The organism is Plectonema radiosum NIES-515 (genome assembly GCF_025753815.1).
Lineage (GTDB): Bacteria > Cyanobacteriota > Cyanobacteriia > Cyanobacteriales > Nostocaceae > Hassallia > Hassallia radiosum_A.
This window is the reverse complement of the sequence record NZ_JAOWRF010000360.1, coordinates 1-13654: the sequence shown is the minus strand read 5'-3', so window position 1 is coordinate 13654 and position 13654 is coordinate 1. Positions and strand designations below refer to the sequence as shown.

Genomic DNA, 13654 nt, shown 5'->3' with positions numbered 1-13654 from the left:
CCTGCCCCCCTCTCCCCAAATGGGCAATTGTGAAGGAAAGTTGTCACAATTGGAATTGAAGGTGCAGCGAAGGATGTAAAGAACAGGGGAATGAGCAAATCCTAAGCAAACAACATTCACGGAGTATGTATGTCTAAAAATTTACTAGAACAATTGCGAGAAATGACCGTTGTGGTGGCAGATACGGGAGATATCCAGGCAATTGAGAAGTTTAAGCCACAAGATGCGACGACTAACCCATCTTTGATTACTGCTGCGGCACAGATGCCAGAATATCAGGAAATTGTCGATCAGACATTACTTCAAGCAAAGAAAGATGCAGGATCTAGCGCAACCCAAGCGCAAATTGTTGTGATGGCGTTTGACCGTTTGGCAGTGTCTTTTGGATTGAAGATTTTGCAAATCATTCCTGGTCGGGTGTCTACGGAAGTAGATGCGCGTTTGTCTTATGATACTGATGCGACGGTGAATAAAGCACACGAATTAATTGCTCAATACAAAGCCGCTGGAATTGGACGCGATCGCGTTCTCATCAAAATCGCTGCTACTTGGGAAGGCATTAAAGCTGCGGAAATTTTGGAGAAAGAAGGTATTCACTGCAACCTGACTTTATTGTTTGGCATTCACCAAGCGATCGCTTGTGCAGAAGCTGGTGTCACCCTAATTTCTCCGTTTGTCGGACGGATTCTCGACTGGTACAAGAAAGACAGCGGACGCGATAGCTATCCCGCACACGAAGATCCAGGTGTTGTTTCTGTGACAACAATCTACAACTACTACAAAAAGTTCGGTTACAAAACTGAAGTTATGGGAGCCAGCTTCCGTAATCTTGGTGAAATTACTGAACTCGCTGGTTGTGATTTGTTGACGATTTCTCCGGCACTATTGGCTGAGTTGCAATCGACTACAAACGCATTGCCCCGCAAACTCGATCCCAAGAATGCACCGAAGATGGGTATCGAAAAAACACCGATGGATAAAGATATCTTTGAAAAAATGCATAACTGCGATCGCATGGCATTCGATAAACTAGCAGAAGGTATCGAAGGCTTCACCAAAGCATTGGAAAGCCTAGAAAAACTACTTGCCGAAAGATTATCTACTCTAGAAGCAAACGTTAAAGTCGGCGCCGCTTAAATACTATCCCTTCCCTCGTTCCCCTCGTTCCTTGCCTCTGGCAGGGAACGATAAACGAGAAAAAAGTTACTTATTTTTACCTTTTATTTTTTCTAACCCGTCTTTGAATCCTTACAACCTTGCTGGCAACAAAAAGCGATGAAAATATTGGTACTGAATGCCGGATCTAGCAGCCAAAAGAGTTGTCTGTATGAAATAACAGAGGAGGGTCTGCCCACAGAACCACTCGAACCGCTTTGGTTCGGTCAAGTTAAATGGACTCAAGATCGCGGTGTGGCAGAAATCAAGGTGAAATCAGCTAATGGTGGGGTGCTGGAGGAAGAAATCTACGCTGATTCTCGACCTGCACACGTCGCTTACATGCTTCATACCTTGACTCGGGGTTCCACGAAGGTGATTAGTCAGTTGTCAGAAATTGACGGGGTGGGACATCGTGTAGTACATGGTGGACAAGATTACCGTGCCAGTGTGGTAATTACTGATGAAGTTAAAAAGGCGATCGCTCGTTTTTCTAACCTGGCTCCGGCACATAATCCAGCCGCTTTGGAAGGAATAGAAGCCATTGAAAAAAGCTTGGCAAATATACCCCAAGTGGCAGTTTTTGATACCGGATTTCATTCCCATATGCCCGATGCCGCGACAATCTATCCCGGTCCCTACGAATGGATCGAACTAGGTATCCGTCGCTACGGCTTTCATGGTATCAGTCACGAATACTGCTCTAAACGTGCAGCTCAAATTCTCAATCGAGATTTAGCTTCTTTACGGATAATCACCTGTCATTTAGGCAATGGTTGCTCTTTGGCAGCAATTAAAAACGGTCACAGTGTTGATACGACAATGGGGTTTACACCCCTGGATGGATTGATGATGGGTAGCCGTTCTGGTGCTGTCGATCCAGGAATTTTGATTCACCTGTTGCGACAATCAAATTACTCAGCCGAACGTTTAGATTATGTCTTAAATAAAGGTTCTGGCTTGCGTGGAATTTCGGGTGTATCCAGCGATTTGCCCCAAGTGATGGAGGCGATCGCCCAAGGCAATTATCGCGCTCAACTTGCTTGGGATATGTACGTCCATCGCTTGCGTTCTGGAATTGGGGCAATGCTTCCCAGTCTGGGGGGATTAGATGCTTTAGTGTTTACTGCTGGTGTGGGGGAAAATTCTCCCGGAATTCGCCAAGCTGCTTGCGATGCCTTTGGATTTTTGGGTATAAAAATTGACCCAGAAAAAAATACCCACAAACCTGTTGATGAGGATATTGCCACCGCTGACTCAGCAGTGCGAGTCTTGGCAATACATACTCAAGAAGATTGGGCAGTCGCAATGGCAACTTGGCAACACCTCATTAAAAGGTAAAAGGAACGCCGTGTGCAACTTTAGACATAGGAGTGGAAATGAACTATGCGTTGCCCCAAACCCTTGTAGAGACTATTCTGTGCTACGTCTCTACATTGTTTTCCACTCCTATGTCTTTTTTAGATATCTAAATCTGTGAGGTTGAGTTTAGAGCCGTAGGTTTCAATGAATTCCCGCCTCGGTGCGACGCGATCGCCCATTAAAATAGTAAAAATCCGATCTGCCTCGGCTGCATCCTGAATTTCCACTTGTTTGAAGGTGCGAGTTTCTGGGTTCATTGTCGTTGTCCAGAGTTGTGCTGGCATCATTTCCCCCAAACCTTTGAACCGTTGGATGGTGTAATTAGCGTTGTCGGGAAACTCAGCCAAACGCTGTCGCAGTTCCCGCTCGCTATAACAGTAGTAATAATTGCGTCCCCGTTCTACTTTATATAGTGGTGGACAAGCAATATATATGAAACCCTGTTCGATAAGCGATCGCTGATATCGATAAAAGAAAGTTAACAACAGCGTCCGGATGTGCGCTCCATCTACGTCCGCGTCAGTCATGATGACTATGCGGTGATAACGCAGTTGAGTAGAGTCAAATTCATCACCCTTTACACCCAAACCAAGCGCCGTAATCAACGATTGAACTTCGTTATTTTTGTAGATTTTGGCATCGTCGGTTTTCTCGATATTCAGGATTTTACCACGTAGGGGAAGGATGGCTTGAGTTCGGCGATCGCGTCCTTGTTTAGCGCTGTTATGCACAAACACACCACTTGCCAAAGCAAAGTTGTGAGAGTTAGGAACTTCGATATCGTAAACATCCATTCTTTCTTCCAAGCGTTCGATAGAGACAACGCGATGGTTGTAGTTTTTCACGGCTTCACGCGCTCTACTGCGATTACCATGAAAATAGCGATCGCAGAAAGTCTCCCAACGCAACATCGACTTATCGCGTGTTCGCTTGCGATAAGAGCTATAAATCTCCAAATCCAAGCAACCAAGTTGCAGTTCTACTTCTTTCAAACCAGCGATGGTTTTGAAATAGTAGGTTTTCTCTAACGCTTCACGACGTTGCTTGCGAAATTCCCACGTCCATTGTTCCTTAGTTTTTTCTCGACGCCAATCTAATAAATCTTTATCTTCCCATTGTTTTTTTGCTAATTCTGAAAGCACCTTTCGCGCTTGTGGATTGTTTTCAAAGTACTCCCGCACTCGTTGAGATTGAGCGAGACGATTTGCTTCATCACTCCAATACTCTTGTTGCGCTTGATTGAGTTGTTCGCTATTTTCTTGCCGATAAGTTTCATTACTTTGATAAAACTCACGCCACTTAGCAAGCATATAAGCCTTGTATGCTTCATCTTCCCACTGCGCTTTTGCCTGTTCTGAGAGAATTTGCCGCGTTTGTTCTTGCTGCATCCGTTCGCTCATAAAAGCGCGAAATTCTTCACTTTGATGAATTTGGCGGCTTTTTTCAATTACATCTGGTCGATGTAATGTTTTTTCCAAGTTTTGCCGATGCAATTCTAAGTGCGCTTCCGGTGACATCCGTTTGATGTTTGTCGGATTGTTGTTCAGTTTGTTGAAATCAACATGATGACGATGACATCTACCTGAAGACTGATAAACATCATGCTCAAGGTTATAGAAATCTGCTAATAAATGCGTATAAATCCATGTATCATTCAATGGATTCCAAACCATTTCGTAGCCATTCAGCCCTGTTCCCCGTTCATTTTTCTGGGAGAGCTTGCGATGTATCGGCATCAGCGAATCTTGGGGAGTCAGTAATTCTGCTGCTTTATAACTGCCATCTCGCAACATAAAGGGGTGGTCTGGTGTGCAGATAATTGTTTCCCCGTTGTCCAAGGTCAGTTTGATGACTTCCGCATTTTCCTTGGTTCGTCTGGCATTAATAATACGTTCTACACCTATATTCCCACTCTCCCTAATGGTGTAGCAGAAGTTCTCTTTACCTTGTTCTTGCTCCTCTATGAGCTGCTTTATCGTAATTTCCCGTCCCTCAGTAAGCAAAACTCTTGTGTATAAAAACAAACAACCCCCCGCTGAATCCCCTTCGACGATGAAAATCTCTGATTCGCTGGGATCTCTGGAGCTACAATCAGCCAATTTACCGGGTAATGGGGACGATTCTAGTACAGATTTCCGACGAACTAGCTCCCGTGCATGACGTGCTGCTTCTGCGGCTTTGAAAGCTTGGATAGCTTTATCTAAAACGGAATCGGCAACACCAGGACGAAATTCTAAGTACTCGGTGAGAACTTCACCAACTAGAGAATCGACAATTCCCCGGACTTCGGTATTACCGAGTTTGGTTTTAGTTTGTCCTTCAAATTCCGGATCGGGGACTTTGACGGAAATTACCGCTGTTAAACCTTCACGGACGTGTTCACCGCTGAGGTTTGGTTCATTGTCTTTAATTTTATTACGCTTGCGGGCGATCGCATTCAAGGTGCGAGTCAGAACTGCCTTCAAACCCTCAAGGTGCGTACCACCATCTACGGTGCGAATATTATTCGCAAATCCTAACAAATTATCCGTATAAGCATCTGTACACCACTGCAAAGCCACTTCGATTTGCACATTGTTGCGTTCCCCCTGCACAAAAATAATTTCTTCATGCAGTGGCTGCTTCTCGCGGTTCATGTAGGCGATATACTCTTTGATACCACCTCTGTACTCATAGGTTTCTACTTTAGGTGTATCGCTTTTAAGCAATTCTAAACGGTTGTCGGTGAAGATAATTCTCACACCTGCATTCAGATATGCCAATTCCCGCAGACGACCTGATAAAGTAATGTAATCAAATTCAATACCGGTGGTGAAGATTTGCTCATCTGGCTTGAAGGTGATAGAAGTTCCAGTTCTTGCTTCTTTATAGGGGTTGGCTATCAGTTCTGTTACCGGAATACCCCGTTCAAAGCGCTGGACGTGAACCTTATTATCTCGCCAAACTGTTACTTCAATCGTTTCAGACAAAGCGTTAACGACAGAAATACCAACCCCGTGTAACCCTCCGGAAACTTTGTAACCACCACCACCAAACTTACCTCCTGCGTGGAGTACCGTCATCACTGTTTCCAGTGCTGATTTTCCAGTTTGGGTGTGAATATCGGTGGGAATACCGCGACCGTCATCTGTGACAGTGACAGAACCATCGGCATTGAGATCCACCTCCACATGGGTGCAGTGCCCAGCTAAAGCTTCATCAACGGAATTGTCCACCACCTCGTAAACTAAATGATGGAGTCCCCGTGGTCCGGTAGTACCGATATACATCCCCGGTCGTTTGCGGACGGGTTCCAGACCTTCCAGAACTTGAATCTGATCGGCACTGTAACTGCTCGTCATGTAATTTCTCCTGATTATGGGGGTGAACTCGTTAAAATCAAAATAAAGTCAAATCACTCCAAAATTCTAACACAAAAGGGTTGGAGGCGACTCTAGGGCAATTAGATGATAAATTTATATAGGGGATGTAGCTGGCTTCGTTTATTTGATGGATTGGCTCAGAGTGCGATTAAGATAATTATCGGTATGATGAGAGCGATCGCTTGTGCCGAAATATTCAAAGCCGAAAAATAAGCCAAAAGGCTCCAAAATTATAGCATAAAAGCCTTGTTTTCGGGAGGTGGGGGGAGTGGGGGAGACAACTAACCACTAACAACTAACCACCAACATTTGACCAATGACCAAACTAATTGTAATTTGTGGAGCGACAGCGACAGGTAAATCAGGGTTAGCGTTATCTTTAGCGAGAAAGTTGGGTTCTGTAATTCTGAGTGCAGATTCCCGTCAAGTGTACCGTGAGTTTAATATTGGTACGGCTAAACCAACAACGGCTGAACAAAAGTTGGTGTCACACTATTTAATAGATATTTGCGCTCCCACAGACATCATGACGGTAGCAGATTACCAAGAGCAAGCACAAGCCTTAATTGCTTCGGTTGATGTTACTCCGCTATTGCTAGTTGGTGGTACCGGTTTATATATACGCTCTATTGTACAAGGAATGAAAATTCCTAAAGTTGCACCGCACAAAGAATTGCGATCGCAACTTGAATCTTTCGGTCAAATGCAACTCTACACTATGCTGCAACAAGTTGATCCAGTTGCGGCACAAAAAATTCACCCTAACGATCCAGTACGAACCTTAAGAGCATTAGAAGTATTTTATGTCACTGGTCGCCCTATTTCCCAACACCAAGGAGAGAATCCACCAAATTATCCAATTTTGCAAATTGGTTTAAATTGCGATTTTCACGACTTAACCCAGCGTATTGCAAAGCGTACAGAGCAAATGATCGCAGATGGCTTAGTCGCTGAGGTAGAGTATCTTTGTCATAAATATGGTGCTGACTTGTCTTTGTTAAATACATTAGGATATCAAGAAATCAAACAATATTTAGCTGGGGAGATATCTTTGGATAAAGCTCTAGAATTAACAATTTTACATACGCGACAATTTGCCAAAAGTCAACGTACATGGTTTACAGCATATCCCAAAATAGAGTGGTTTGATGCAGATAATCCTAATTTATTAGAACAAGTATGGCAGAGAACACAGCAATTTTTAACAATCAACTAAATTTGCAATAGTTAATTAAAAAAACATGATGAATCTCTTAATAGTTTCTTGTCTTATCAATATTTTATTTGTCATAACCTTCGCTTTTTTTATTACTCAAAAAGGTGGATTTTCATATTTATTTAAGACCTCATTGAATATTTCGAGAAAAAATCAAACCACACATCTTAATTATCCACCGTCCTATTGGCATAAAAAAAGCCAATTTGAAAAATTGCCTAAATATCAATCGGATATCATCATGTTAGGTGATAGTATCACCGATGAAGGCGAATGGACAGAATTATTAGGATTAAATGTGAAAAAAAGGGGTATTTCTGGTGATACAACAGAGAGAATATTACATCGGTTAAATACCATATTAGAATCAAAACCAATGCAAGTTTTCTTAATGATAGGTATCAACGATTTAATCAATGACAATAAATCCGTAACAGCAACTTTAGAACAATATAAAAAAATCTTGCATGAATTCAAAGAAAAAACACCAAGCACAGAAGTATTTGTCCAAAGTGTCTTACCTGTAAACAACAAACTTTACCTGTATTGGGAAGATAATAAAAACATTTTAAAACTTAACTCCGGTTTGAAAAAGTTAGCTAAAGAATTTAATTATGAATATATAGATATATTTTCTCTTTTGTCAGACTCAGAAAATCAATTAGATACTCAATATACAGTCGATGGGCTGCATTTAAATGGTCAAGCATACTTCATTTGGAAGGCAGTTATTGAAAAATATATGGTTGTGGCTAAACCATAAAATAGCTTGTAAATTTCCTTTGTAACGTCCCTAAAGACTATATTGTGAAAAATAATTTCCATTATTCAGTGGGTGACCTGGGACTCGAACCCAGAACCAACAGATTAAGAGTCCCCGCACAATCCTTATAACCTAAGCGTTTAAGATGTTGTGAATTTTATTTACACCATCTTTACACCATTTCTTTTTTTAGTTTTCAGTGTGTTTAATTTTGTTACACCTTTCTTTCAACTGCCAAATAAAATTTCCGCTTCTTTTGCCCAGAGACTCGTATCTGGTGATGCAGCAGCACCATTTTTCATTGTTTGTTGTCCCAAAGTAGCCAATTGATTCCATCGCTCAAAGGGGTCAAATTTTTCAACTTTGGGAGTAGGAGAAGTTACAGAAACAGGTTTTGCTTGTGGTTTATTTCCGGTTACAGTTTCACGAATAATTCTTAGTGGAGATGGGATTCTTTCACGGATAATTCTTGGAGGTGGAAGGGTAGAACGAACTTTTGAGCTTGCTACAGGTTGAATGCGCTCCGGTTTTGTTTGTTTTTGCGGTTGTTCGAGATTCCGGCTTTCTTGATTTCCCAGTGCTAATTCTGCCTTGAGACGTGCTGCTTCATCAGTTTCCCCGGAAGCTACCATTGTTGAAGTTGCCTTCGGGTTAGGAGCTTTAACAACAGGTTTAGAAGCAAAGAAAATAGACCATACCATCCAAGCAAAACCCATGACACCACCGACTAAAAGTGATGCGATCGCATTCCCCAAAGGACTCACCAACAATGCTGCAATTTGACTGGTTATTTGATTAATCGCTTGGTGGTCAATTGCTTCGGGTTTTTGGATATTGAGTCGAGCAATTGAACAGAAGTGAACAAGGTCTTTCAAAGTTGGTATATCCTGCCATTGCGGAGATTTCCAACCCTTGGAGAATGCTAAGTTGTAGCGTTCTATAATATCGGGGTCACTTAGAAAGATTTCGAGCGATCGCAACAGTATCCCATCCACTCTCTGAGCTAAATGGGGTGCATCCAAGCGTCCCATGACGATGACTCCCAAAGCATTAGGTATAAACGAACGCCAAGATTTCATCCGTGAAGCTCGTGACTCGGAATTAAAGTGTCTTAAATCTGGGGGTTCCATCAAGTTATTGGAAGCACGAGATAAATCAAAATAAGCACCTGCGTCTTCCAGTAAATCGGCTCGTGGAAAGAGAAAATCTAATGCGTGAGTCTTTAAGAATCCCCCGCTATATCGGTACTCCGACTCTTCGGTGGGAGAATGTCAATGCAAATACTCTTGTGTTAGCTTGTGATTCCCAAAAATTCCCATGTCATATTCAATATTGTCCAACAGAATTGAGAAATTTGTTCTGTCATACTCACCCTCAGAGAATGTTTCTATGGACAGATCATTGTCCCGATCTATATATGCTTTCATAAATATGAAATCTGAATTCAATTCGTTTATATATTCTAGGAGGTCTATTCTCTGAATATTTTGATCAAAAGAATAAAAACTTCTGATTAATACTCCTCTACTAAAAATATATTTAATAATCAAATTGGTTTTTCTGGGGTGATGGCACAAAAGTAGCTCTTCGTCTTCTTCAACTTGATATCCATTAAATTCCAAATGATTGCGATATTTTGCTAAAGGATGAGCTACCAAATCACTAATATTAGCTTCTGGCATGGTTTTAAAGCCTCACAATTTGGATGAATAGCTGTTTACATCAACCTAGTATTCCCACCCACCAATAAATTATATCAGGAGTGGCATAAAAGCTGATTTTTTGTGTATTGTTGTATTTTTGGGATGAATAAAAGCTATTTTTCACCCCAAGATATAATAACTAATATTTCCGCTCTTTTGGCTCAAACATCGAAATCGTCACCGGGCGATATTGAATATCAATTCCCGCTGGTGAATAATAAGCTAGTGTGTGTCTGAGGAAGTTTTCATCATCTCGCTGGGGATAATCTTCACGGAAATGTGCCCCGCGACTTTCTTGACGATTTAAGGCTGAGGAAAGAATGGTTTGCCCTACCACCATTAAACTTCGCATTTCCAAGGCTTCGACGATTTCTGTATTCCAAGAATTGCCTTTGTCGTCTAAGTATATTTGCGAAGCTTTTTTTTGTAATTCTTGTATTTTTTCTAAACCTTGACGCATTAATTCTTGAGTGCGGAAAACGCCGCAATATTCTGTCATACAATCTTGGAAGGCTTGACGCACTTGGTTAATGCGATACTGCCCTGGTTGATCTAGCAAAGCTTGAATTTGTTGCTTTGCCTCTTTGATGTAACTTTGCTCGTCTAGTGTGGGTAACTTGCGATTTTTCACAAATCGAGCGATCGCACTTCCGGTTCGCTTTCCATAAACTACGCATTCCAACAAAGAATTACTACCAAGACGATTGGCACCATGTACAGATACACAAGATGTCTCACCAGCAGCAAAGAATCCCTCAACTAGTCCTTCAGCACTACTGCGGACTTGACCATCGGTGTTAACTGGAATACCACCCATGCAATAATGAATCGTTGGTCGTACTGGCATTGGTTGCGTTACTGCATCCACACCAACTAAGCGGTGTGCTTCTTCCCAACAGAAGGGAACACGGCTCATAATTTTTTCTTTGCCCATGTGACGCAGGTCAAGATAGACAAAGGGTCCCCCTGCACTACCATCTAGATGAACCCCACGACCGGCGCGAATTTCATAAGCGATCGCTCGTGAGGTAATATCACGAGGGGCAAGTTCCATGCGGCTGGGTGCGTAATTTGCCATAAAGCGATCGCAATAGCTATTAATCAAATAAGCTCCTTCACCCCGCACTGCTTCCGAAATTAGCACCCCGACGGGATATAATCCAGTGGGGTGGAACTGCACAAATTCCATATCTTGCAGTGGCAAACCGGCGATCGCACTCATTGCCAAACCATCACCCGTAGAAGCGTAATCATTAGAAGTGGTGTTATAAACGCGACCATACCCACCTGTAGCAAACATCACCGCTTTAGCCCGCACTACCACTATTTGCCCATCCAAAAGGTGATACATCACCACACCTTTTGCCTGACCTTCTTCTAATATCAAGCGCATTACGTACCACTCTTGATAAATTTGCACACCGTAGCGGCGCAAGTTGTTCACCAATTCGTGTAAGATTGCGTGACCGGTCTTATCGGCAGCGTAGCAAGTGCGATTGTGAGAATGTCCCCCAAAAGCGCGTTGGGCAATGCGACCATCATTTAAGCGAGAAAATAAAACACCCATGTGTTCTAGGTCAATTACCACATCTGCAGCTTCACGAGTGAGAATTTCTACCGCGTCTTGGTCTGCTAAATAATCGGAACCCTTGACAGTATCAAAAGCGTGTGCTTCCCAGCTATCTTCTGTATCTACGTTTCTCAGTGACGCTGCCATCCCACCTTGGGCAGCTACTGAGTGGGAACGAATCGGGTGAGTTTTCGCCACTACAGCCACATTTAAGCTAGGATCGGTTCTGGCAATTTCCACTGCTGCACGACATCCAGCTAATCCCCCCCCGATAATAATCACATCATGTTCAAACATAATCAGCCCCCAACTGCAAAAAGAACTGCTGTTCTATTGTAGAGACATCAAAAAAAATTCCCTGCCAATAGACAGGGAGATTGTTTGGATTAGAGCGGGGAACTCCTTCTGTTCTAGTTGAAAAGTTAAGAGTTATAAACAAACTCCTAACTTATTTTTAGCTGGTTGTCTGTACGGGTTGTTGCTGAGAAACATTACCGGGCATTGGTTCCATTTTTGTTGATGCATCTACAGGAGACAACTCAATATGATTTAAGAGTGTAGTCACGAAAGCGAAAAGCAAGAAAGGCAACGATAGCAAAACAACAAGTCCAACTGTAGCTAAAGCATAAACGGGTCGTCTAGCACCCATCAACCCCAAAGCAGCAGCTAAACTAATAGTGATGGTAATTAACCAAACAATTATTTGACCGTAGATATCGCCAAAGGTCAGGGTACAAACAAACCGATACTTTTGAATATTATTTATGTTCACCATAGTTGCCTCCAGTCTCTCCTACTAGGTTCTACGTTAAAGCCATGTTTGGATACTTGACGATTTCTAAATATTTTTGCAAGCTTTGTAATATCACTTTACAATTTACATTTATTTTTGTTCCAATGGTGGATGACTTATAACAACGCTCTCCCCCGTCTTTCAAGACGGGGTTTATCCCTATAAATGATTAAATGCTAAGTCTTTGGTGTGGATTAACTCTGGCTTTTGACTTTTTTTTTGACAATTAAACTAATCAGTTCAGGTACAGGTTTCAGAACGGCTATCAGCGATAAAATTGTGGTTATAAAATACGCTGGTAAATTTTAGTGTTTTTCAGCAATAGGACAAAGGAGGAGATAGCGATCGCACTGGTTGAAAAATCTTACCTTCCTTTTACTCTTTAATCTACATTCTGTCTATTTTGTCAATGCGTAAGTCTGAAGTGATTCTTTGCGAGGGTTGAATTTCAGCCCAGATTTGGTGTAATTAATTGCGTCCGACTGTTACCCATTACTCATTCCCCATCCTCATTATTTCAAGTAATGCCGATCGCCTTTAACAATACTAATCAACTTTGTTCGTTTATCTTGGCGGAAACGCTTTTGCGCTTAGGATTGACTTGTGCGGTAATTTGTCCTGGTTCGCGTTCTACACCTTTAGCACTCGCCTTTGCCAAAGCATCATATAATGTTGAAGCGATTTCCATTCTCGATGAACGTTCTGCTGCTTTTTTCGCTTTAGGAATAGCCAAAGCAAGCAAACGTCCTGTAGTATTGATTTGCAGTTCGGGAACCGCAGGAGCGAACTTTTACCCAGCAGTCATTGAAGCTAGAGAAAGTCGTGTCCCTTTGTTGATATTAACCGCTGATAGACCGCAAGAATTGCGAGATTGCCACTCTGGACAAACTATAGACCAATTAAAGCTATATGGAAATTACCCAAACTGGCAAACAGAGTTAGCCTTACCTTCATCAGATATGCAAATGCTAGCTTATCTGCGACAAACGGTAATTTATGCCTGGGAAAAGTCGCTCTACCCAGGATCTGGTCCAGTACATCTAAATATACCGTTTCGCGACCCCCTCACACCAATTCCCGATGCAAATATAGAAGTAGAATTTGAAGAAGAAGAATTCTTTTCTGCAATCACAACTTTTTCCCCGACTCCCTACTCCTCAATCCCCATTCCCCAAGAATGGTTACAATCTCAACGAGGGATAATAATTGCCGGTGTTGCTCAAGTGCAGCAGCCAAAAGAATATTGTAGTGCGATCGCGCAACTTTCCCAAACCTTAAAATTCCCCGTTCTTGCAGAGGGACTCTCCCCAGTCAGAAATTATGCCGATCTCAACCCTTATTTAATATCTACCTATGACCTAATTCTGCGTCAGCACCAGCAATCAATGCAACTAGCACCAGAAATAGTAATTCAAATCGGGGAACTTCCCACCAGTAAACAACTCCGTACCTGGCTAAATACTACACAACCCAAACGCTGGATAATTGACCCTAGCGACCAAAACCTTGACCCCCTCCACGGAAAGACAATCCACCTCCGAGTATCGATTGAGCAGCTAACCCAGGGAGATGGGGGACAGGGGGACTCCTTGGAGACAGCGGGACAGGGGGACTCCTTGGAGACAGCGGGACAGGGGGACTCCTTGGGGACAGCGGGACAGGGGGACTCCTTGGGGACAGGGAGACAGGGGGAACAAAAAAGAATTTCTCCCCCTCTCCTTGTCTCCCCC

Annotated in this window: 11 protein-coding genes; 6 read left to right on the top strand and 5 right to left on the bottom strand. The window is 42.6% G+C overall.

Translation table 11 applies throughout. From position 1 onward, the window contains the following. Window positions 1-129: 129 nt before the first annotated feature. Together OGM63_RS25430 and OGM63_RS25425 are read left to right on the top strand one after the other, a co-directional pair. Window positions 130-1137, top strand: coding sequence for a transaldolase (locus tag OGM63_RS25430; RefSeq protein ID WP_263748490.1), 1008 nt, complete (start codon window positions 130-132; stop codon window positions 1135-1137). A gap of 138 nt (window positions 1138-1275) precedes the next feature. Beyond that, window positions 1276-2496 (top strand): acetate kinase, encoded by a 1221-nt coding sequence (locus OGM63_RS25425; protein WP_263748489.1) that lies wholly within the window; start codon window positions 1276-1278, stop codon window positions 2494-2496. A 119-nt stretch (window positions 2497-2615) separates the two neighbouring features. On the opposite strand, the gene gyrB is transcribed toward OGM63_RS25425, so the two are convergent. After that, window positions 2616-5858 (bottom strand): DNA topoisomerase (ATP-hydrolyzing) subunit B, encoded by a 3243-nt coding sequence (gyrB, locus tag OGM63_RS25420; RefSeq protein ID WP_263748488.1) that lies wholly within the window; start codon window positions 5856-5858, stop codon window positions 2616-2618. 105 nt (window positions 5859-5963) lie between these two features. Between gyrB and OGM63_RS25415 the strand changes: the two genes are divergently transcribed. The 3 genes from OGM63_RS25415 (at window position 5964) to OGM63_RS25405 (ending at window position 7858) form a co-directional block, all read left to right on the top strand. Continuing rightward, the gene (locus OGM63_RS25415) at window positions 5964-6092 is read left to right on the top strand and encodes a hypothetical protein (RefSeq protein WP_263748486.1); all 129 of its coding nucleotides are present in this window, start codon (window positions 5964-5966) and stop codon (window positions 6090-6092) included. 103 nt (window positions 6093-6195) lie between these two features. Continuing rightward, entirely contained in the window at window positions 6196-7095 is a 900-nt protein-coding gene (gene miaA, locus OGM63_RS25410) for a tRNA (adenosine(37)-N6)-dimethylallyltransferase MiaA (RefSeq protein WP_263748485.1), read from the top strand. 25 nt (window positions 7096-7120) lie between these two features. Then, on the top strand, window positions 7121-7858 hold the full coding sequence (locus tag OGM63_RS25405; protein WP_263748484.1) for a GDSL-type esterase/lipase family protein: 738 nt from the start codon (window positions 7121-7123) through the stop codon (window positions 7856-7858). 227 nt (window positions 7859-8085) lie between these two features. Here OGM63_RS25405 and OGM63_RS25400 read toward each other — a convergent pair whose 3' ends face one another. The 4 genes from OGM63_RS25400 to OGM63_RS25385 all read right to left on the bottom strand — a co-directional run bounded on the left by OGM63_RS25400 (window position 8086) and on the right by OGM63_RS25385 (window position 11897). Continuing rightward, on the bottom strand, window positions 8086-8937 hold the full coding sequence (locus tag OGM63_RS25400; protein ID WP_263748478.1) for a hypothetical protein: 852 nt from the start codon (window positions 8935-8937) through the stop codon (window positions 8086-8088). Between the two features lie 192 nt (window positions 8938-9129). Continuing rightward, window positions 9130-9540 (bottom strand): type III secretion system chaperone family protein, encoded by a 411-nt coding sequence (locus tag OGM63_RS25395; RefSeq protein ID WP_263748477.1) that lies wholly within the window; start codon window positions 9538-9540, stop codon window positions 9130-9132. A 160-nt stretch (window positions 9541-9700) separates the two neighbouring features. Beyond that, a complete protein-coding gene (locus OGM63_RS25390) occupies window positions 9701-11428 on the bottom strand; it encodes a succinate dehydrogenase/fumarate reductase flavoprotein subunit (RefSeq protein ID WP_263748475.1) in 1728 nt (575 codons plus the stop codon). 157 nt (window positions 11429-11585) lie between these two features. After that, window positions 11586-11897, bottom strand: a complete 312-nt coding sequence (locus OGM63_RS25385) for a hypothetical protein (RefSeq protein ID WP_263748491.1) — start codon at window positions 11895-11897, stop codon at window positions 11586-11588. A 551-nt stretch (window positions 11898-12448) separates the two neighbouring features. On the opposite strand from OGM63_RS25385, the gene menD reads away from it, so the two are divergent. After that, the coding region (gene menD, locus OGM63_RS25380; protein ID WP_263748473.1) for a 2-succinyl-5-enolpyruvyl-6-hydroxy-3-cyclohexene-1-carboxylic-acid synthase at window positions 12449-13654 on the top strand (1206 nt) is incomplete at its 3' end.